Below are 21,170 nucleotides of genomic sequence, written 5' to 3' on the forward strand. Positions count from 1 at the left end.
GATGGAAAGTATGAGTAAAAATTTCGGAGATATCTTGGACGAGTGGGAAAAAATTACGGGAAAGCCCTACGGAAAAAAGCAGATAAAAAAAGACGAACATTCAAATAAAAAGACCCAAACAATCAGGGTTAAGGAAGATAATTCAAAAAAGATAAACCCTATGGAAATGTGGCTAAGGCGGTACGGTGTAGAAGATAAGGATGCTCAAGAAGAATCGGCCTCAGTCGATTATGCAAGACAGCGTAAAATTTTGAGGGAGATGCGCTGTGAGGATGAGATAGACTTACACGGCATGACCTGTGATGAGGCCGAAGCCGCTTTAAATGTGTTTTTTGAAAATTCCATACGCCGCTGTTTAAAAAAAATTTTAATTATCCACGGCAAGGGGAACCACTCAGGAGGAGGAGCCGTTCTGGCCCCCTTTGTCCGCAGATATCTTGAAAAGCATAAGAGGGCAGGAGAGAGCGGGCATCCTAAAGGTGCAGACGGAGGAACAGGTTCTACCTGGGTAATCCTAAAATAGGGAACTTGAGTTACGGTCAATACTTTTTAGCTCTTCTTTTGATAACTGCCTTTTTACGGTAATCTCTTTTGCCTTTGTTTGTACAATAACGGGGTCCCCGGTTGGAGTTGTTTGGCCGTAGATCTGTACAACAGGAAATCTGGGATCATCGGGATTGACATCTATTACCTTTGCAATTTTTCCGTTAGAAAGATGAACATACATTCCGACAGGATAGAAGGATAGAGAATAAAGAAGGGCCTTTAAAATGGTTTCATCATATTGTCCGTTCGTATTCTTTATCATTTCCACGATGCCTGAAGAAGCATCTTGAGCTTCCTTGTAAGGACGCGGAGATGTAGCAGCCTCATACGAACATGCAACGGCTATTATTTTACCGTACATTGAAATTTTTTCTTTTGTCAAGCCCCGCGGATATCCGTGTCCGTTTTCTCTTTCGTGATGCTCCAAAACTCCTAAACATACGGGTAAAGAAAAGGAAGATGTTTTTAAAATATTATAAGATAGAACAGGATGTGTAAATAAGGCCTTTTTTCCTTCCTCGCTTAAGGGGGCATCATACATATAATATTGAGGCGGAAGTCTGAACATGCCTATTTCGTGTAAAAGACAGGCTGCACCAAGCTCTATGAGCCTATGAGGCGGCATTTTAAGCTGAATTCCTATAATGATGGCAAAAATTGAAGAGCGCAGCGAATGCATGACCAAATAGTTTGTCGGAGAGCTGTATTTTTGCATTTCGATTAGAAGGATGTTTTTTCTATCGTTTTTTACAAAATCGCAGAGCTCTTTTATTTTATCAAAAACAAAACGGGGATCCAAAATCTTTTTCATTGTATAATCGGTAAAAATTTTATCCGTAAATCTCAAGAAATCCCAGAATTTATTTTCCGTTTCTTCCATAATTTCCTTTTGTTTTTTTAACTTTTCGGAAATCATTTCGTTTTCCTTGCTTGAGTCCAGAACATCCTTACCTGCGGAAGTATCCGTTCTTACGCTCATAAAACTTGAAGGTTCTCCGTCAGAATATAGGAGAGAAAAATCCCATTCGTTTAAAATAGCCTTCAGCTCGGCCGTCAAAGGTGTTTCCGGGATTAAAAGCAAAAATTTTTTATCCAAATAAACATTTTTATTAAAAAATGATAAATCTTTTGTATGTTCTGCATTATAGGTATTCACTTATTTGCTCTCCTGTAGTACAATATATATATACCATTATAAAGGATTTTATATGAAATTAAAAGTACTATTTATTATTTTTAATATCGTCCTAATTTTGCTATTATTTACCGTTTTTTTTCTTCCTTTGTTTTATGCTGACGGCTCTTTTATGCGGGAATTTTGGAAGACTAACTGGTTCTTTGGACCTGTGTTTTTGATTCTGATTTTGTTTGTAAATATAATGTTCTTAAAAAACAGACTCTTGATCAAATATATTGAATCTGAAGATTGGTCCTCTTTAGCCTCTTTACTTGAGACTAAAATTTACACAAAAAAACGAATTACTTATAAAAATTCGCGTCTTTTAGCCGAATCTCTCCTTCTTTTAGGTGATTTTGCTTCAATGAATAAATTTTGTGACTTTTTAAGGGATAATAAACCCGGTTATTTATCAAAATTGGGGCCGAAATTTGCTGCGGCTAAGATGATTTCGGGGAATTATCAGGATGTTTTTGAATTTACATCGTCTTTGCCTGTTTTAAAAACAACGGCAAGTGAATGGATTGTATTTTATTCGGCCCTTGCCCTTCAAATGATGAAAAATTATGAAAAAAGTGCAGCTTCATTCGCTAAGATATCTGATTCGGCTAAAAATCCTCTAATTAAGTGTCTAAGCACATATTTTGTTGTTAACGTTTTACAAGCTTATTCGCAATTGACTGAGGATGAAATAAAAGAAAAGGCTCTTCTATTGCGTTCAAGAATAAATAAAAGCTATACCCATGATTCATGGAAGACTTACATCGAGTCTGAAAAGCAAGAGATACATGTAATGATTTTAACAAAAATAATAGATGATGTAGGTTCGTGGCTATTCTTCTAAATTCACCAAAACATTACCTTACAGCTTGTAAATGAATTTAGAAGATTTTTTAAAATTTTACCGAGCCTGAAAACAAGTTATAGTCTAATTCTTGGAAGTCTTCCAAGACATCATCCGGATAGGGAGGTGTTTTACCTCTTTTCACTCGTTCCATTGCCGATTCCCACAAAATAAGAGAGTTTGTATCAAGATTTTCCTGTTGTTCCAAAGCCATGCTTCTATACGGGTGTTTATGAAGCGGAATGTTTCCTGCCATGGCATGGTTTAAAAGTTTCCAGTTTGAATGAATCAAATCCCTTACCGTCTTAAAAACTTCATCTCGAGAATCAAAAAATTTCAGCTCATACCTGTTCTTTAAGCCTGTTCTATCTTCTTCATAGAAGGTCTTAACCTTGGGGTTATTTGTAATAATAAGTCTTTGATTAAGTTGTGAATCTTTTTGCATATTTTGTGTATTTTGAAAAATAAAAGTAAATATAAAAGGGCAGCTTAAGCTGCCCTTTTTTAGTGCTTATTTATACCGGCTTGCGTCGTAGGGGAGACCCTTGTTGTAGTCTTTTAAGATCTTAGCAACGGTTCCGCTTAATAATAGCAAGGCTATAAGGTTCGGTATAACCATAATTCCGTTAAAGAAGTCCGTCAATTCCCAAACCAAATCGATTTTAAGCAAGCTTCCTATAAAAATAAAGATAACTACCAGTATCTGATAGGGGATAAGGCCCTTTGTCCCAAATAGGTATCTGATGTTTGTTTCGCCGAAGTAGTACCAGCCGATGATTGTTGAGAAAGCAAAGAAAAGAAGACAGATAGCAATAAAGAGATATCCGAATGTGGAGCCGAACAAGTGCTGTGAGAATGCTTCTTGTACCAGCTTGATTCCCTTCATAGTAGCTTCTCCGTTTTCAAATTTTACAACGCCTGAGCTTAAAACGGTAAATACCGTAACGTTTAAAACGATAAATGTGTCGATAAATACTGCAACAATACCTAGTACACCCTGTTCGACGGGGTGTTTTACGTCAGCAACAGCGTGGGCATGCGGTGTAGAACCCATACCTGCTTCGTTGGAGAAAAGACCTCGTGCAACACCATATCGTACTGCGCGCCCCATTCCGAAACCGAGGGCTCCGCCCCAAACAGCTTTCGGGTCAAAAGCACCCTTGAAGATCATTGCAAACATTGCGGGTATCTGTCCGGCATTAATGATAACAACTATAAGACCCACTACAATGTAAACAATAGCCATAAGAGGAACTACTTTTTCGGTAACCGAAGCAATTCGCTTAACACCGCCCATGAAGATAACACCGGCAATAATTGCAAGAACTGCACCTGTAATCCATGTGGGAACGTGGAAGGCATTGTGGAAGGCATCTGAAATAGAGTTAGCCTGAACCATGTTACCCATAAATCCGAGAGCAAGAATAATTGCTATGGCAAAGAAACCGGCAAGGAATTTTGCGAAGCCGTCACCGACCTTGTTTTTTAAACCTTCGGAAATGTAGTATGCAGGACCTCCTACTGTCTGTCCCGAATCATCCTTGGTTTTATAAATTTGAGCTATAGCGGCTTCTGCAAAGTTTGTTGCCATACCGGCAAGTGCTGCAAGCCACATCCAGAAAATGGCTCCGGGACCGCCCATGATGAGGGCTGTCATGGCACCTACGAGGTTTCCTGTTCCAACTTGTGCAGCAATAGCTGTTGCAACAGCCTGGAAAGAGCTCATACCGTGCTTTCCGGCTTCTTTACCGCTTAATGAAAAGTTGCTGAAGAGGCGTTTCCAGCCGCTTCCGAATTTTGTAAACTGTACTCCTCCTAACCGGATTGTAAAGAACAAACCGGTACCGCATAGAAGCGGAATGAGGAAGTAAACTCCCCAAATAAATCCGTTAGCCGAAGAAACCAGGCTTGTAAGATTTTGTAAAAATTGTTCCATAGTGCGATTACACTCCTTTTACGCATATAGCGATATAGACTTGTTAAAAACAAGCGGTTTAACTATACAATCAAAATTGCAACTTGTCAAGATATTCATATATAAAAATAAAATACTTTTATTTACTATTTATGCCTATAAATAAGTATGCTGCGGTATGCTGATTATAACTAATGTTCACTTTTTTGTAATTTAATACTTGACTTTGAACGCTATTTTTGTATAATATAAGGTATGAAGAGACGATACTTTCAAATTATAAAGCTAATGCAAAAAGATATGGATATTTCTCAAAGAGATGTTGCAAAAAGATTAAAAATATCCTTAGCCTATGTGAATAAAATCTTGTTTGATATGGAGCATGACGGCTTTTTGAATACCGAAGGAGTTCCGCCTTTCGGAAAAAAACGTCTTACCGAAAAGGCTTTAAATGTCTTTGAAGAGTGCAGGGTGGATAATGCGATTATTATGGCTGCCGGTTTCGGTTCGCGTTTTGTTCCATTGACCTATGCAACGCCTAAGGGCTTGTTGGAAGTTTTTGGGGAACGGATGATCGAAAGGCAGATTGAACAGTTAAAGGCTGCCGGTATTAACGATATAACTATAGTCGTAGGCTATCTAAAGGAAACCTTTGAATATTTAATAGATAAGTACGGCGTAAAGCTCGTATATAATCCGGATTTTAAGAGCAAAAACAATCTTTCAACCCTGTATCATGTAAGAGAGAAACTTAAAAGCACCTATATTCTTTCAAGCGATAATTGGCTTAGGGAGAATATGTACCATTCCCATGAGTATGATTCATGGTATTCGGCAGTTAGGGTAAGCGGCAAAACAAATGAGTGGATTTTAAAGACAGGCTTACACGATAAAATTATGGATGTAAAGGTCGGAGGCCGAAACGGCTGGGTTATGTACGGCCCTGTTTATTTTTCAAAAGAATTTTCCGAAAAGATACGCCCCTTGATTGAAGAAGCCTATGAAAGGGATGATACCGATGATTGGTACTGGGAAGATGTTTATATGCGGAATATCAAAGAGCTTACCATGTTTGCAAACAAACAGGGAGAGCATCAGGTTTATGAATTTGAATCCCTTGACGATATCCGCCTATTCGATTCATCCTATCTTCTTTCATCCCATGATAAATGGCTTGAACTTATCTCAACTGTTTTTAAACGTCCTGAGCACAGCATAACAAATCTAAAGCCCTTAAAATTCGGAATGACAAACAAATCTTTTTTGTTTGAATTTGAAGGTGAAGAATATATTTTTAGAATACCTGGAGAGGGAACCGAAGCCCTTATCAACAGAAAGGAAGAATATGAGGTTTACAAGGCGATTTCTTCTTTAAATTTAAGCGACTCAATTATTTACTTTGATCCCGAAAAAGGGGTGAAGATAACCAAGTTTATTCCGAATTCTCATAATGCCGATGCCCGCAATCCTGAAGACTTAAAAAAATGTATGAAGGTTGCCCGCCGCCTGCATGAGTCAGGTTTAAGGGTGGAACATTCCTTTGATCTCCGTGAGCGTATGGACTGTTATGAAAAAATTGCAAACGAAAAAAACGGTATTTTTTATCATGACTATCATGAGATCAGGCTTTTGATGAATGAGCTTTTGGAACTAATCGAAAGGATGGAGAAACCTCAGGTTTTAAGTCATATAGATCTTGTGCCGGACAATTTTATAATTAATGGAGAAGATGTCCATTTAATTGACTGGGAATATGCTGCTATGTGCGATCCTCTTATAGATTTGGCTATGTTTTCCATATACGCTTATTACGATAACAAAGAACTTGAGAACTTAATGGAAATTTATTTTGAAAGACCTGTAAAAAAAGAGGAAAGAATACGTGTTTATTGTTATGTCGCTCTTTCAGGTTTTTTATGGGCTCTTTGGACTTGCTATAAGGAGGCCTTGGGCGTCAGCTTTGGGGATTACGGCTTGAAGATGTACCGATATGCAAAGGATTATTATAAAAAAGTAAAGGAGATTATGGATAATGAACACTGAAGATGAATTAGGCGTAAAGTCGCTTGAATTAAAGGATAAAAATGAAATTGACTGGCTTATAACCGTATTACCCCTTGCGGTAATAATATGTTTGACTGTATTAGTTTTGTTTTTTCCGGTAGAATCGATGCAGGCGGTTGATGCCTTGTGGTATATTTTTGTAAATAAACTGGGTTTTTTTTATATACTGCTTGGTTTGGGCCTTGTTTTTACGGCCATAGGTTTAGCATTTTCCCGTTTCGGTACTGTAAAACTTGGGAACCTTGAAAAACCCCGTTACGGGAATTTTGCTTGGGGTTCCATGATTTTTACCTCGACTATGGCCGCCGATATTCTTTATTGGTCTTTGATAGAGTGGGCATACTATTTTGGCGAAAGTCCTTTTGGCCTATCTTCCCTTTCGCTTGCTGAAAGACAGGATTGGGCTGTTGCCTATCCCTTATTTCATTGGGGGATAACGCCCTGGGCCTTTCACATAGTTCCTGCCGTCGCTTTTGCCTACATGCTCCATGTAAAGGGGAGAACAAAGCAAAAGCTCTCAGAAAGCTGCCGTCCGATTTTCGGGGATAAGATTGACGGACCCATAGGAAAGATGATAGATGTTTTTTCCGTAATAGGCTTATTGGCAGGAACTGCCACAACCTTTTCGCTTGCGACTCCTCTTTTGTCCTTAGCTGTGTCCACTATTTTTGGTATTCCGCAAGGAAAGATTTTAACCCTTTCCATTCTTCTTATAATAGCGGCTGTATACACGGCTGCCGTTTTATTGGGGCTAAGAGGAATTTCTCAACTTGCAAAAATTTCGGTCGTGTCTTTTTGTGTTCTTCTCGGCCTTGTCTTTATAGCTTCGCCTAAAATCTATATAATAGAAACAAGTATAACCGGCATTGGAAAGGTTATCCAAAACTTTTTTGCCATGTCCACATGGATGGATCCCTTGCGTATTTCGGGAGGAGGCGGAGCCGGATTCCCTCAAAACTGGACCATATTTTATTGGGCCTACTGGATAGCATGGTTTGTTGCAACTCCATTTTTTATCGGAACAATTTCCGAGGGCCGCACAATAAAGAACACCATAATAGGCGGGCTTATCTGCGGTATAGCCGGAACCTATTGCTCTTTTATAATACTCGGAAATTACGGGCTTCATTTACAGGCTCACGGAATTTTAGATGCTGCTTCAGCCATAAAAGAAATGGAGGCTTCTCAAGTTATTTTGCAAATTCTTAACACTCTTCCATATGCAAAAATTGTTTTGGGCGTTTTGATAATTACTATGATAGCCTTTTATTCGAGTACCTTTGATGCAATTACTTTGGTAATAGCGTCCTATTCACAAACCAACTTGGAGAAGCATGCAGAACCTAAAAAGGGCTTAAGGGCTTTTTGGGCTATAGTTTTTATAATGCTGCCGGCTGCCTTGATTCTTGTGGGAACTAATTTAAACCAGCTTCAAAGCCTTTCGATTATAGCAGCCTTTCCTTTAGGGATTATCATAATTTTGATAGTTATAAGTCTTTTTAAGGAACTCAAACACAACGGAGGATATAGGTAGCCTAATCTTTAAATAAAAATGTAAGAATATTTACAGGATATCCGATATATAAAATATAGAGAACTTGTATTTTATATATCGGAGGTTCTTATGCCTGATTTTTACGCACATTATATGCATGGACAAAGGGTTTTTGCTCTATTGTCTCCGGAAATTGCCGGCGGAATTTCAAATAAAAATTTATATAATCTCGGTTTACAGGGGCCTGATTTTTTGTATTTTCATAAGCCCTTTAAAAAGAATAATAATCTTGTTTTGCAGCTTGCAAAGGATATCCATAATAAAAATTGCACTGATTTTTTTGATTCTGTATTAACCAAGATAAAAATTGAACCGAAAACCGATGAATTTTCATATATCATGGGCTTTATAGGTCACTTCGGTTTGGACAGCTGCTGTCATCCCTATGTAAATGACATGGTCGTAGAAATGAAAAGGGATCATGCCGAGATTGAAATGGAATTTGAAAAATTTTTATTAAAGCAGGATGGTTTCCATCCTTTTAGGTATAAGGCTCATGATTATATAGATATAAGTGAAAAAGAAGCTGAAGCCGTTGCAAATATTTACAGATGTCTTCTGCCCTCAATGGCAAAAGAAGATATTTTACGCTCATTCCGAACATTTAAAATGGGAAAACGTTTTTTTTATGCACCTACAAAATTCTCTCAAGGCTTAAAACTTTTTTTAATTAAGATTTTAGGTCTTTATGATTTTTTACAGGGACACATTATCAGAGCGGCTGATCATGCTAAAAGTGAAATTACAAATAAAAAACTTTTTTCTCTTTACAATAACTCTATAGAAATAACAGCCGAGTTAATGGAAAATTTTTTTAAAAACCTGAAGGATAATAAACCTTTTTTAGACCGTTTCAATTATAATTTTGCTTAAAAATTACAGTTAAAACTTGCCGTTAAATATTTACTCTTATAACGATTTTTTGTTTAGCTGTTCTTTCTTATATAAGGCTTCTTGTGCATATTTTATTGAAGGAATAGATTCTGCCAGCTTTGAATAAAGATAAGATGCTTGTTCAAAATTTCCGTTTTTTGAAAGAGCATCTGCAAGATTCATAAAGGACCTCCAAAAATTTTGTTTTTCGGCCCACAGTATTATCTCAGGTTTTCGGTTAAGTTTATGAAGTAGACTTGCAAATTCCGTATATTCGTAATTATAGTCATCTTTGGAGATAACATCATCAAGATTTGTTATTGCTATTATGGAAGCTAAAACAGCAGTTGCAAGAGATCTTCTTGTTTTGCCGGCTTCCAAATATATGTCCGTTAAATCCATGTAGGCTTTTAAGGCTATCGGATTACGGTTTCTGTACAACAAAAAGAATTTTTCCGTTGTTTTTTCTGAGGTTATTGTTTTGATCATCGCTTGAAGGGCATCGCTTTCTAAATTTGTGGTTCCGTATATCGGGTCCTCGGTTAAAACAAGCAAAAGGTATTTTTCCTGTTCGTCGTACTTACGCAAAAGCTTTGATGTGTCGGCAAGTGCGTAGATTATATTGAAGCGCTCTTCGGGAATTTCCAAAAACATGCGTGCATTCCATGCCTCTTTATAATAATGCATTGCTTGTTCATAGTCTCCTTCTGCAAAATAAATTTTACCTGCCATAAAATCGGTTTCAGGAAGGGCTTTTCGTTTTTCGAGCCATGACATTAATTTTGAGATAGACTTATCAAAAAATACCGGCGGATGAGTTAAAAAAATATCATCCAAGATTTTACATGCATCATAGTCTTCTCTCTTATTTAAGATTGCATAGACGTCCGAAATGTTATCTCCCTCGAGTTTTACTCTTTTCGGCTTTAAGGCATTGAACATATAATTGTATTTTTCTTCTATTTGTGCCTTATGAAGATCTCGTGCCTTATTTGTTAAGTGAAGAGCCAGACCGAACTCTCCTTTTTCAATTTGAATTTTTGCCTGTTCTAAAAGATGCCAGGGCTTTTCGTTTTTATCCACTGCTTCCAGACAAAAAACGGTTGAGTAAAAATAAAAAATACATAATGCAATAAAAATAGTTTTTAATTGTTTTTTCATAAACTTTGAAGCTCCTCATTAAAGGCCTTATCTACTGCCTCAATTTTTTCTTCTTCGGTTAAATTTTTTAAATCTAAACGTTTAATAATTTCTCCGTGTTTAAATATTATAACGGAGTCTTCGGCTCCGGTAACTCCAAGATCTGCGTGTTTCCCTTCTCCGGGGCCGTTTACCACACAGCCCATTACTGCAATGCTTATATCTTTTTTTTCGGATAAGAGTTTTGTCTGCCAGCGTTTTACAAAACCTTGAACATCAAAGCCCTTTCTTCCGCATCGCGGGCAGGATACAAGTCTTATTCCGCCCTGCCTTTTACCGCACTCGGCTAATATCTCTCTTCCAGCTATAATTTCATTTTCGCAAGAGTCGGAAAGGCTTACTCTTATTGTGCTTCCTATGTTTTGCTCCAAAAGCCTGTAAAAGGCTATCGTGCTTTTTACAATGCCCTGAATCAGGGGGCCTGCCTCGGTAACTCCAAGGTGAAGGGGATTATCGAATTTTTTAGCAAAGATTTCGTTTGCTCTAACCGTTTCCCATACATTGGAGGCCTTCATTGATACTACGGCATTTTTAAAATTTGCTTTTTCAAAGATTTCCAGTTCTTGTGCTGCGGCTTCCGTTAAGGCCCCGGCTCTTAAAGCGGAAATCTCATCCTCAAAGGCTTTTTTATCCATACTGAGGTTCTGTTTCACTTTCATTTCTTCTATTTGCTTTTTTAAGGCGGAAGGAAGCGAACCTGAGTTTACTCCTATGCGTATTACTGTTCCGGTATCCTTTGCTTTTTGTATAACCGCCTGAGTTCTTTCTTTTGAACCGATGTTACCCGGATTTATGCGTATTTTTGCCGTGTCCCCGTCCATGCACCTTAGGGCCAGCTTATAATCAAAATGAATATCTGCCACAAGGGGCATCGGAGTCAGGCGGGTGAGTTTTACAAATTGTTCCGCAGAATCCATGTCCGGCACGGCAAAGCGTACAAGATCACATCCTAATTGCTCGAACTCGTTTAGGCTTTTTGCAATATAATTAAGATCCGCACCCAATAGGCTTTCTTTCCACATGGTCTGAAGTAAGATTGGGGAAGAGCCTCCGAGAGTAAGTTTTTTAACCTGTCCTTTTCCGCCGATTTCAATTTTTCGCGGTACTATTGTCGAGTTCATATCAGTTCATTATCGGCAGAAAAGGTTCTTTGTTTTAATTGGAATTTATTCTACGCAAAGCCATTTCCTGTTTCGCCTGCACGGGCAGCTTCGATTCCGGTATTCATAGATAACAAATTTGTTTGAGCTGCGATGTTTTGAATGATGTCGTCCGTCATAATTAAAAAACTGAAAATAATCAAAAGCTTGTCTTTATGGAAGCGGATTATATTACATAATTTGATTTTTAATAAAGTTATCTATTTTATTGGCTATGAGAAAAACAACAATAAGACTTATAAGTAAAAAAATAAAGCCGATTATCATCATTGTTGATTTTAAGACATTAATTGTCCCAATTAATTCTTTGAGTGGGACACTTAATATGACTGTCCAACCTGTTGTTTTCATAGGCGCATAAGAAGCCGCTTTTTTTATATTTCCATATTCATAATAACCTGATGAAGGAGTGTCCATTTCGATAGCTGTTCTTTCAAACTGTGCAAGCGATTCTAAAGCCTTATCGGTTTTTGCATCTATTTGTATATTTATCATTTTTTCAACTAGTGAGATATTTGGGTGAGCAATTATTGTACCCGTTAAACTCAGTATATAAAAAAAACCTGTTCGGCCTATTTCCAGATCGTTTATTTCTTTTGAAAGTTGTTCTGCCGGAACATCGGCACTCAATACGCCTATTAAATTTTTATCGCTGTCGTATACAGGCATGGAAAAAGTTATAAATAAATTATTGCTTCTTGTTTTATCGGTATAGGGCTCTGTAGAAATATTTTTCCCTTTCGTTGATTCTTTGAACCATAACTCTTGTGAATAGTCATTTTTAGTACCGTCAGGATGATATTTGATGCCCGATTTATCGACAATGTATAGTTCCTGTATAACGGAGTGGAATTTTGCTTCATTTAAGAGAATGTTATTTTTTTGCTGATAAGAAATAGATTTATTTTGAATTTGCGGCAGCCGCGTAAAAATTTCCATCAATTGAAAAAGCGATAAAATTTTTCCATCAAGAATTTCTGCCGTTAAAGCCGTTTTATCTTGGAGGTAAATTTCGGCTTCTTTGGTTAGTGCTTTTTGGGCAAGTCTTACTCCCAAAAATGAAAGGGAAAATCCTACCGTAAAAAGCAAAAGGCCGAGCGCAATTATCAAATTCCTCTTAATAGAATGTTCTGTTTTCATAAAAACTCCATTTATTTAAACCCATAAGTTTTATTTTGAAAATTTACTCCAACACGGTTTCGGCCTTGGCTTGAGGATTTTCTGCCTTTTCCAGTTTACCGATTATCCATGATTCCTCTCCGACAAGTTCACGGTATTTTTCAGCCATGTCGGGGGAAACTACGGCTATCATTCCTATTCCCATATTGAAGACCCTGTACATTTCGTCCTCGCTTGCTCCCGTCAATTTTTGAATTAGAGGATAAAGAGGCGGCACGGGCCATGATCCTTTTTTGACCTTTATAACCAGTCCTTCGGGAATAACCCGCGGAATGTTTTCGATAAAGCCGCCTCCCGTGATATGGGCGAGGCCTTTTACGATTTCGGGATGCTCCTGCAAAATCGGATAGATTGCATTAAGATAGGAGCGGTGAGGTTTTAGAAGAACCTCATGCAAGGGGGCCTTTAATTCGGGGTAAACCGTATTAAGATCTATGCCCTTAAAGGCTGTTCTAATCAAGGAGTAGCCGTTTGTATGTGGACTGGCCGAGGCAAGACCGATGAGGATATCTCCTTCTTTTATGTTCTGTTTGGGAAGAATTTTTTCTTGGTCTACTGCTCCGACAATGGTTCCGGCTATATCGAATTCTCCCTCCATGTAAACGCCGGGCATTTCAGCAGTTTCGCCTCCTATGAGGGCACAGCCGGATTCTTTACAAGCCTTTGCCATGCCTCCCACTATGTCGGCAATCATTTGAGGATCCAACTTTGAGCTTGCAACATAGTCCAAAAAGAAGAGGGGCTTTGCTCCCTGCACGAGGATGTCGTCAATGCAGTGGTTGACTATATCCTGGCCTATTGTTGTATAGATACCGGCCTCTGCTGCAATCTTCACCTTTGTACCGACGCCGTCTGTGGAACCTACTAAGACGGGCTTTTTCATTTTAAAAAGCTCTTCGGTACCGAAAAGACCTCCGAAGGAGCCTACATCCGAAAGGACGGATTTATTGAAGGTTGACTTAACCGCTTGGCTCATCAGGCGGACAGCTTCGTTTCCTGCATCGATGTTTACGCCTGAGGCGCTGTAAACCGAGCTTTTATCTTTGGATAGCTCTTGGCTTTTATCTTTTGTTTCGTTCATTTTCTTTTTTCCTTTTTATTTTATATTTTAAGCTTATTTTAAATGTTCCAGTCCGCGTTTTGCAATATCCTTTCTGTACTGCACCCCGGGAAAGTTTATGGTTTTTATTTTTGCATAGATCTTATCCATGGCCCTTTGTAAGCTATTATCGTTTGAGCTTATGCAAAGCACCCTTCCTCCGGCTGTAAAAATTTTGCCGTCTTTGAGTGCTGTGCCTGCATGTATTACGCTTACATCAGCATTACTTTGCAGCTCTGTGCTTGATAACTCTACCGGCTTTGATGAAAAAAGAGGGTAGCCTTCGCTTGCAAGCACTACTGTTGCCGCATAGCCTTCCTTCCATTTAGGCATTGCCGTTTCGAGTCTTCCTTCCGCGCAAGACTTCATAGTTAAGGCGAGGTCTCCGTCAAAAAGCTGCATCAAACTTTGAGTTTCCGGATCGCCGAAACGGCAGTTATATTCAAGCACCTTGGGGGCAAAGCCATTACCTTCCTTCGTGAGCATGAGGCCTGCATAGAGGACTCCGATGTAGGGGGTGCCTCTTTTTTTCATTTCTTTTATAATAGGAAGAATCGTAAGCTCTGCATATTTTTGAGCCGTCTCGTATGAACAAATTGGGGCAGGGGCGTATGCGCCCATTCCGCCTGTGTTGGGTCCCTCATCATTGTCCTTTAAGCGCTTGTGATCTTGAGAGGGCGGCATTACGGCTATCTTTTCTCCATCCGAAAAAGCGAGGATGGAAACTTCCTCTCCTTCAAGGCGTTCCTCGATAACTACCTTGTCTCCCGATGAACCGAATTGTTTTTTTACCATTATATTTTTAAGCTCGGTTATGCCTTCTTCTTTTGAGGACGGGAGGATGACACCCTTTCCCGCAGCAAGTCCGTCGGCCTTGATAACAAAGGGATAGTTCAAGCCCTCAATATATTCTTTTGCTTTTTGAAAATCGGTAAAGGATGAATATCTTGCAGTAGGAATTGAGAGGAGGCTCATCATTTCTTTTGAAAAATCTTTGGACGCTTCCAATCGGGCACAAGCCTTTGAAGGCCCAAAAAAGGCAATTTTTTTGTTTTGCTCTTTTGCTCTTGTCTTTATGAGGTCTTCGAGGCCTAAACATAGGGGAACCTCAGGCCCTACAATTACAAGGTCTATTGAAGAGCAAAGAGTAAAATCGGCAAGACCTTCGATATTTTCGGCCTTTATCGGAACATTTTCCCCCAAAAGAGCCGTCCCCCCATTTCCGGGCGCTATAAAAAGTTTACCGAGCGAGGGGGATTCTTTTAGCTTTAAAGCTATAGCGTGTTCCCTTCCTCCCGATCCGATAAGCAGTATGTTCATCTTTTCCTCCAAAATAAGGCACTGATGTTTTGAATTTTGAGTATATCAGAATAAGGGGCAATGAGCAAGGGGCGTGAAAAAGTAAAAAAACGCACCCTTACGGCATAGCCTAAAAGATGCGTTTTTGTAAATAATTTAAGGTTTTTATTTAAGAGAATTAATTTTTTTTCCCTGTGAAAGTTCCTTTCTCGTCAGAATTTATGTACCAGGAACCGGAAACTTTTTTGAATTTAATTTTTCCTTTAATTTCAAAGATGTTGGAACCTGAGTCCGATTTTGCTGAAATGTTTCCGCGTCTATCTACGTTCCCTTCGAGTTCAAAACTATGGGCTCCTGTAGTAAAAGTTCCTAAAAATCTTCCGGAAGCATCTATCGTTCCTGACCAATTTCCTGTATCTGTTTTATCAGTAAAAGTACCGCTATACTTTCCGGCATATCTTTCTATATACCATGACGTGGGGCATCCGGTCAAACTAAGCACAAGTGTAAATAAAACCAATGCACTGAGAATTAAACTTAATCTTTTTTTGTTCATATTAAACTCCTTTCTGCAAAATTTTACAGACTTTACATATCTATAATAACATAATAGAGATATTTGTGCAAGGGCTAGGTTAATTAATTTAAGCTATGGGTAAATCCGGTCCGTAGTACGGTTCTTTATTTTGTATTTCGATTATATCTTGTATAGGTTTATCGGAATATTTGTAAATTCTATTTTTATAATCCTCTCTTATCTGAAGGGAGTCAATTTCTTCCCTTCGTTTTTTTGAAAGTTCTAGAAATTCCAATTCTTTATCTATGCCTAAAAACTTTCTATCCAATAGACTTGATGCAATCCCTGTTGTGCTTGATCCTGTAAAAGGATCTAAAATCCATGCATTAGGCTTTGTTGAGGCAAGAATTATTCTTGCCAATAAAGGAAGAGGTTTTTGTGTAGGGTGTTTTCCGCATGATTTTTCCCATTTTGCTATGGCGGGCAAGCTCCACAAGTCCCTCATCTGTGTTCCTCCGTTTATTTGCTTCATCAGCTCATAATTATAAAAATGTGTAATTTTTTTATTTTTTCTAGCCCAAAGAATAAATTCGGTAGAATGGGTAAAGAATTTACAGGATAGGTTGGGCGGCGGATTTGTCTTTGCCCATGTAACACAATTTAATATTCTAAAATTTAATTCTGTCAGCATTTGTGCAGCAGAAAAAATATTATGATATGTACCGGAAATCCAAATTGTACCGTCTTCTTTTAGCTTTTCACGGCATGTACTTATCCAGCGGTAGTTGAATTCGTTATCTCTAACAAAGCCTTGCGATTTATCCCAAAGTCCTTTATTTACGCTGACCTGTTTTCCGCTATGGACAGAAATGCCGTCATTTGATAGAAAATAAGGCGGATCGGCGAAAATCATGTCAAATTGAAAATTCAAATTTTTCAGAATCTCGATGCTGTCACCTTGTAAAAGATTAAAATCATGATTTATTGATTTATAAAAAGCTTTTAACATTAATTTTACAACTCATTTTTTATTTTTTGTATGAATTCCGTAAGATTTGAAAGATTGTAAATACTTGGGATAATTGAATATGCTTCTTCCAATTTATTTTTTGCAGAAAGCCATCCTTTTCCGTCAGTGATCCAAACAAATTCATAATTAGGGTATTTGTTTATTTTCGGTGCTATTTCAGAATATGCTCTTGCTACCTCGTTTAATTTGGAACCTCCGACATTATAAAAATTTGTTTCAATAAGATAAGTTTTTTTCTTTGTAGAAACTGCAAAATCAAATCTTTTTAAATCTTGACCAAGGCTTTGAATGTCGCTAAATTCTGAGCTGTTTACTTCTGTGTTAAATTTTATTTCGGCTTTTTTAAAAGTTTGAGCAATCAAATTTGCCATATTATCGCCGCCCCTGTTTTTTCTTGCATTTGTATCAAGGCCTACTTCAATTCCGAATACATAGTCAACAAGGTTTGTGATTGATTTATTTTTTAGAATGTCAGCCAATCCTGTTTTTTCGATATATTCAATTATACCTTGAAGTGATGAAAAATAAGTTTTTAAAAATACGCATTCTCCATAATCGTTTAAGACCTTTTTATTGTCATTATCTCTTACAGCAATAAGAATATCCAATACTTCAAAAGCTGAAGGATTTTCATTGTATATTTCCGTTACCGCTTTTTGTAGATCTGTTTTTCCGATTAAGTAATTCAGTTGGTTTAATTTCATTTCTATTTTTGCCGTATTTTTTCTTACCTTTGAAAAGTCGGTAAAATAATCCAGTCTTGCATTGGTCTCGCTTAAAGTATCTATAAATGTTTGAAAATTCGTTTTCATTGTTTTTCTCCGTTTAAAAATTATAGATCAAAAGTTCATTAATATTTCCGCGTTTTGAGGCTCTGCTGTTTATCATTCTTTTTGCGGCAATGCGATCTATTTTGTATTTTTTGTATAGGTCATCAAAAAAATTATCGTCAGCATTGTTATTTTTAGGATCTGAATTACTTATAACGGCTCTTGCCCTTTTTTTTGTTATAGCATCTACAAAATCCTTAAGTTTTCTTTGTTCTTGATCAGTAAATCCAAATTCGGAATATGAGGTAAAAAAAGAAGTTTCCGAAATAGGCCGATACGGCGGATCCAGATAAACAAATGTTTTTGAATCAATAAAGTCCAAGGCCGAAAAAAAATCTGCGCAGCTTATTTGTACATTTTTTAATAATTGAGAGCATAATTTTATATTTTTTTCGTCACAGATTGGAGGCCATTTGTATGAACCCATTGGAACATTGAAAAGTCCTTTTGAATTAACTCTGTAAAGACCATTAAAGCAGGTCTTATTTAAAAAAATAAATAAGGCTGCTTTTTCCGTATTTTTTCCGGTATCTATTTTTAAAGTGTTAAATTCTTCTCGTTTTTGCATATAGATTAATTTTCTTTCGGAAAGGTTTGCATCCCAAAAAATAGATTGTAGTTCCAATAAGATGCCTATCAGTTTGTCCGGCTCTGATTGAATCTGTCTATAAGTGTTTATAAGTTCTCTGTTTATATCATTTACAAGGACTTCTTGAGGATGAAAATTAATTAATATGTCAAATAGTACCGCTCCTCCTCCTAAAAAAGGCTCACAATATTTTTCGATGTTTTTAGGATATTTTGTGCGAATTTTCTCTAATAGCTGACTTTTTCCTCCGGCCCATTTAACAAAGGGCTTTACCGTTACATAATTCATTGTCAGATTTTACCACAATTTCACATAACTTTCTACTAATCGGCCTATTTCCGGATTACTCCCTATCAAACACATCCTTCACCGTTTCTTTTTGAGCTTTCTCTTTTGCTTTTTCGTAGTCGCCTTTAAAAATAAACAAAAGGGAGCCTAGGTTAAAGCCTATATCGCAAAAGAAAAGGGGCTTCCTATCGGCATATCTAAAACCTGTTCTTGCACTTACAAGTTTTGATTTTAGAGGATATTTTCTCCCGGCAAAGGGATAGATTTCTTTTGTAATTGCAAACTCCAAGCCTGCATTTATTTGGAACCTTGAAATGATTACGGGATCGGCGGCATGAATACTTGTAAAAAGATTGAGTTCAAAGGTATCTGATATGGAATTTAAGGTATTATAGCTTAATTCCGCATTTAGCAGCGACATTATAAAAAGGCCGTGTTTTAAAAAAATTGCTCTTTGAGCGGAGTCTCCATTGATATTTTCTATTTCGTTATTGCCTCCTTTTATATCCATATAAAAAGGACTCAAGGATAAGTTAAAGCCGGAATCCAAATCTTTAAAATAAAATTTAAAGGCAGAAATATTCAGATTGAAGGCTGTCTTAGGTTTTTGTGCTTGGAAAAGTCCTCCAAGTTTTGCATCTCCCAAGGACCAATAAGGTTCAAGCTCAAAGGCATAGGAGTAGAGGGGGAGGCTTAAAAATAAAATAAAAAGTATCTTTTTTATATAATTTTTAAATAAAACCATTTTTTCAACTCCTTAAGTAAAACCAATTCATAAATTATGGAAAGTTGCCGTTATTATAAGTTTATCTTTTTTAGAATTTTTGTCAAGTTATTTTTCGATTTTCTATGTACAGGTTATTTCTTCCCCCTTGACTATATAGATATTTTTTTATATACATTTATCGTGCCTTTTTAAATCTTAGGGGAGAGTATGCTTAACATAAATAATAACACATCAAATATCAAAAGAGAAATCCTTGTCCGCATTGCAAAACTTCAGCTTGAAGGAAAACTTGAAGAGGGTGTACACTATATTCCGAGGGAAATGGTTCCGCGAAACAGTACGCCTATAAGATGCTGTATTTTTCATGACAGGGAAATAATGCGCCATCGTGTAATTGCAAGGCTCGGCTGTTCATTGGAAAACTATGATGAAGAGAAGACCTTGGCAGAATTTGCAAAAGAAGCCTTGGAAAGAAAAAAGCCGACATGGCCCATGCTCACCGTTTTAGATGAAGCCTGTAATGCCTGCGTAAAAAGCAAATTTATGATAACAAACGCTTGTCAGGCCTGCGTTGCCCGTCCCTGTATGATGAACTGCCCCAAAACTGCAATAGCAATTTCGGGAGGAAGGGCCCGTATCGATGAAGAAAAGTGCATAAACTGCGGTATCTGTTTAAAAAACTGCCCCTACCATGCCGTTATAAAAATTCCCGTTCCTTGTGAAGAATCCTGTCCTGTCGGTGCCATCTCAAAGGACGAAAACGGCAAAGAAAGAATCGACTATCATAAATGTATCTTTTGCGGAAACTGCATGAGGGAATGTCCCTTCGGTGCTATGATGGATAAGGGACAGATTGTGGATGTCATAAAGCATCTAATGAGCGGGAAGAAGGTTTCTGCCCTCTATGCGCCTGCTGTTGCAGCCCAGTTTAAGGCCGTTCCCGGGCAGCTTGAATCCGCCTTAAAAAAGGCCGGCTTCAACAAGGTTTGGGAGGTAGCTATAGGAGCCGACATAACGGCCGACCGAGAGGCTTTAGAATTTGAAGAGAGAATGGAGCACGGCCATATCTTAATGACCACCTCCTGCTGCCCCGCCTATGTCAGGGCCGTAAGAAAACACGTTCCTGCCCTTGTTCCATGTATTTCGGATACAAGAAGCCCGATGCACTATACTGCAGAATTGGCAAAAAAAGAAGACCCGGACTGTGTTACAGTCTTTATAGGCCCCTGCCTTGCAAAGAGGAGGGAGGGTTTGGAAGATGAGTTTGTAGACTATGTTTTGTCGATAGAAGAATTGGGAGCCTTGCTGACCGCCAAGGAGATAGACATTACCAAGGAAGATGCCCTGCCCGGAACAATAACGCCGACCTCGTCGGGAAGGGGTTTTGCAGCCTCAGGCGGCGTTGCAGAAGCTGTCCGAGTCCGCCTTAAAAGACCTGAAAACCTTCGCCCCGTACTTATAAACGGCCTTAACAAGGAAGGTATGAAACAGCTTTCCTCTTATGGTAAGATTCAAAGCGGAGAGCTTTCTCACGATTCGTCTACGCCCAACCTTGTAGAAGTTATGGCCTGCGAGGGCGGCTGTATAGGCGGCCCTTCGGTTATCACAAACCAAAAACTCGCCGCAAGCCAGCTAAAAAAATATGCAGAAGAAGGTCTTTCGTATTCGGGAGAAAAGAGCTAGTCTGTTTATTTAATTTTCATACACAGCCCTTGCGCCTCCGATTAGTTTGGGGCGGCTTTTGAGGGCTGTGAGTCTTGCCGAGCCTATGAGCTTGGTTTTAAGCCTTACGGGGACTTGCACAAACTTTACATGCATTCCTATTTCGGTGTCTCCTATGTCAATGCCTGCATGGGCTGTTACGTGCTCTATCATGACGGGGGACTTAAAAAGAGTGTAGGCTGCGAGGGAGGCGGCTCCTCCTGCGTGAAGGGCCGGAACTACCGACACCTCCTCAAAGCCGTATTTTTCTTGTGCCTCCTTTTCGATGACGAGGGCACGGTTTATGTGCTCGCAGCCTTGAACGGCCAAAAAGATTCCCTTGGGTTCAAGGATTGAAAGCAGGGCGGAAACTATTGTCCTTCCGGCTTCTTCATTTGAGGCCTTACCGATAACTCCTCCCGAAACCTCGCTTGTGCTGCATCCTAAGACCAGTATGTCCCCGGCTTTTAAGGATGAGGTTTCAAGGAGTTCGGTTAAGGCGCCGATAGTTTCTTCTTTTATTTTTTCTAAATCGATCCCGCTCATATTTTCCTCACTTAACCTTTGTTAAAGTAAG

The 21,170-nt window shown here is 38.3% G+C and carries 20 protein-coding genes and 1 pseudogene; 6 read left to right on the forward strand and 15 right to left on the reverse strand.

All coding sequences use genetic code 11. The features are described 5' to 3' along the window. Positions 1-10 precede the first annotated feature (10 nt). Positions 11-523 (forward strand): Smr/MutS family protein, encoded by a 513-nt coding sequence (locus E4O04_RS06465; protein WP_253710640.1) that lies wholly within the window; start codon positions 11-13, stop codon positions 521-523. Here the strand turns inward: E4O04_RS06465 and E4O04_RS06470 are convergent. Continuing rightward, positions 515-1,702 carry an HD-GYP domain-containing protein gene (locus tag E4O04_RS06470; protein ID WP_253684786.1) on the reverse strand — a complete coding sequence of 396 codons (1,188 nt, stop codon included), beginning with the start codon at positions 1,700-1,702 and terminating at the stop codon, positions 515-517. The genes E4O04_RS06465 and E4O04_RS06470 overlap by 9 nt on opposite strands. Before the next feature lie 52 nt (positions 1,703-1,754). On the opposite strand from E4O04_RS06470, the gene E4O04_RS06475 reads away from it, so the two are divergent. Beyond that, positions 1,755-2,567 (forward strand): hypothetical protein, encoded by an 813-nt coding sequence (locus tag E4O04_RS06475; protein ID WP_253710642.1) that lies wholly within the window; start codon positions 1,755-1,757, stop codon positions 2,565-2,567. A 49-nt stretch (positions 2,568-2,616) separates the two neighbouring features. On the opposite strand, the gene E4O04_RS06480 is transcribed toward E4O04_RS06475, so the two are convergent. After that, positions 2,617-3,012 carry a GrdX family protein gene (locus E4O04_RS06480; RefSeq protein ID WP_253710645.1) on the reverse strand — a complete coding sequence of 132 codons (396 nt, stop codon included), beginning with the start codon at positions 3,010-3,012 and terminating at the stop codon, positions 2,617-2,619. A gap of 66 nt (positions 3,013-3,078) precedes the next feature. Beyond that, positions 3,079-4,503, reverse strand: a complete 1,425-nt coding sequence (locus E4O04_RS06485; RefSeq protein ID WP_253710646.1) for an alanine/glycine:cation symporter family protein — start codon at positions 4,501-4,503, stop codon at positions 3,079-3,081. A gap of 234 nt (positions 4,504-4,737) precedes the next feature. Between E4O04_RS06485 and E4O04_RS06490 the strand changes: the two genes are divergently transcribed. The 3 genes from E4O04_RS06490 (at position 4,738) to E4O04_RS06500 (ending at position 8,974) form a co-directional block, all read left to right on the forward strand. After that, positions 4,738-6,525 carry a phosphotransferase gene (locus E4O04_RS06490; protein WP_253710649.1) on the forward strand — a complete coding sequence of 596 codons (1,788 nt, stop codon included), beginning with the start codon at positions 4,738-4,740 and terminating at the stop codon, positions 6,523-6,525. Further along, a complete protein-coding gene (locus tag E4O04_RS06495) occupies positions 6,515-8,080 on the forward strand; it encodes a BCCT family transporter (RefSeq protein WP_253710650.1) in 1,566 nt (521 codons plus the stop codon). Before E4O04_RS06490 ends, E4O04_RS06495 begins: the two co-directional genes overlap by 11 nt. Positions 8,081-8,170: 90 nt before the next feature. Next, positions 8,171-8,974 (forward strand): zinc dependent phospholipase C family protein, encoded by an 804-nt coding sequence (locus tag E4O04_RS06500; protein ID WP_253710653.1) that lies wholly within the window; start codon positions 8,171-8,173, stop codon positions 8,972-8,974. A 36-nt stretch (positions 8,975-9,010) separates the two neighbouring features. Here the strand turns inward: E4O04_RS06500 and E4O04_RS06505 are convergent, their stop codons facing one another. The 11 genes and pseudogenes from E4O04_RS06505 to E4O04_RS06555 form a co-directional block, all read right to left on the reverse strand. Next, a complete protein-coding gene (locus tag E4O04_RS06505; protein ID WP_253710655.1) occupies positions 9,011-10,135 on the reverse strand; it encodes a tetratricopeptide repeat protein in 1,125 nt (374 codons plus the stop codon). Then, the gene (ispG, locus tag E4O04_RS06510) at positions 10,132-11,295 is read right to left on the reverse strand and encodes a (E)-4-hydroxy-3-methylbut-2-enyl-diphosphate synthase (protein ID WP_253710656.1); all 1,164 of its coding nucleotides are present in this window, start codon (positions 11,293-11,295) and stop codon (positions 10,132-10,134) included. The genes E4O04_RS06505 and ispG overlap by 4 nt, the downstream gene beginning before the upstream one ends. A gap of 53 nt (positions 11,296-11,348) precedes the next feature. Then, positions 11,349-11,459: pseudogene (locus E4O04_RS06515) on the reverse strand (methyl-accepting chemotaxis protein); the annotation flags it as partial. A gap of 46 nt (positions 11,460-11,505) precedes the next feature. Next, complete coding sequence (locus tag E4O04_RS06520; RefSeq protein ID WP_253710658.1) at positions 11,506-12,474, reverse strand: cache domain-containing protein; 969 nt, start codon at positions 12,472-12,474, stop codon at positions 11,506-11,508. A 43-nt stretch (positions 12,475-12,517) separates the two neighbouring features. Continuing rightward, positions 12,518-13,594 carry a phosphoribosylformylglycinamidine cyclo-ligase gene (gene purM / locus E4O04_RS06525; protein WP_253710660.1) on the reverse strand — a complete coding sequence of 359 codons (1,077 nt, stop codon included), beginning with the start codon at positions 13,592-13,594 and terminating at the stop codon, positions 12,518-12,520. A gap of 33 nt (positions 13,595-13,627) precedes the next feature. Beyond that, on the reverse strand, positions 13,628-14,932 hold the full coding sequence (gene purD, locus E4O04_RS06530; protein ID WP_253710661.1) for a phosphoribosylamine--glycine ligase: 1,305 nt from the start codon (positions 14,930-14,932) through the stop codon (positions 13,628-13,630). A gap of 157 nt (positions 14,933-15,089) precedes the next feature. Continuing rightward, the gene (locus tag E4O04_RS06535; protein WP_253691362.1) at positions 15,090-15,467 is read right to left on the reverse strand and encodes a hypothetical protein; all 378 of its coding nucleotides are present in this window, start codon (positions 15,465-15,467) and stop codon (positions 15,090-15,092) included. An 88-nt stretch (positions 15,468-15,555) separates the two neighbouring features. Continuing rightward, positions 15,556-16,437 carry a DNA-methyltransferase gene (locus tag E4O04_RS06540; RefSeq protein ID WP_253710664.1) on the reverse strand — a complete coding sequence of 294 codons (882 nt, stop codon included), beginning with the start codon at positions 16,435-16,437 and terminating at the stop codon, positions 15,556-15,558. Positions 16,438-16,442: 5 nt separating this feature from the next. Next, the gene (locus E4O04_RS06545) at positions 16,443-17,270 is read right to left on the reverse strand and encodes a type II restriction endonuclease (protein ID WP_253710667.1); all 828 of its coding nucleotides are present in this window, start codon (positions 17,268-17,270) and stop codon (positions 16,443-16,445) included. Positions 17,271-17,283: 13 nt separating this feature from the next. Continuing rightward, entirely contained in the window at positions 17,284-18,165 is an 882-nt protein-coding gene (locus tag E4O04_RS06550) for a DNA adenine methylase (protein ID WP_253710669.1), read from the reverse strand. A gap of 55 nt (positions 18,166-18,220) precedes the next feature. Then, on the reverse strand, positions 18,221-18,910 hold the full coding sequence (locus E4O04_RS06555; protein ID WP_253710672.1) for a hypothetical protein: 690 nt from the start codon (positions 18,908-18,910) through the stop codon (positions 18,221-18,223). Between the two features lie 189 nt (positions 18,911-19,099). On the opposite strand from E4O04_RS06555, the gene E4O04_RS06560 reads away from it, so the two are divergent. Next, positions 19,100-20,575 (forward strand): 4Fe-4S dicluster domain-containing protein, encoded by a 1,476-nt coding sequence (locus E4O04_RS06560; protein WP_253710675.1) that lies wholly within the window; start codon positions 19,100-19,102, stop codon positions 20,573-20,575. Positions 20,576-20,584: 9 nt separating this feature from the next. Here the strand turns inward: E4O04_RS06560 and E4O04_RS06565 are convergent, their stop codons facing one another. Beyond that, a complete protein-coding gene (locus E4O04_RS06565; protein ID WP_253710677.1) occupies positions 20,585-21,139 on the reverse strand; it encodes a TIGR01440 family protein in 555 nt (184 codons plus the stop codon). Positions 21,140-21,170 lie beyond the last annotated feature (31 nt).

It is taken from the genome of Treponema sp. OMZ 799 (assembly GCF_024181365.1).
In the GTDB taxonomy this organism is placed as follows: domain Bacteria; phylum Spirochaetota; class Spirochaetia; order Treponematales; family Treponemataceae; genus Treponema_B.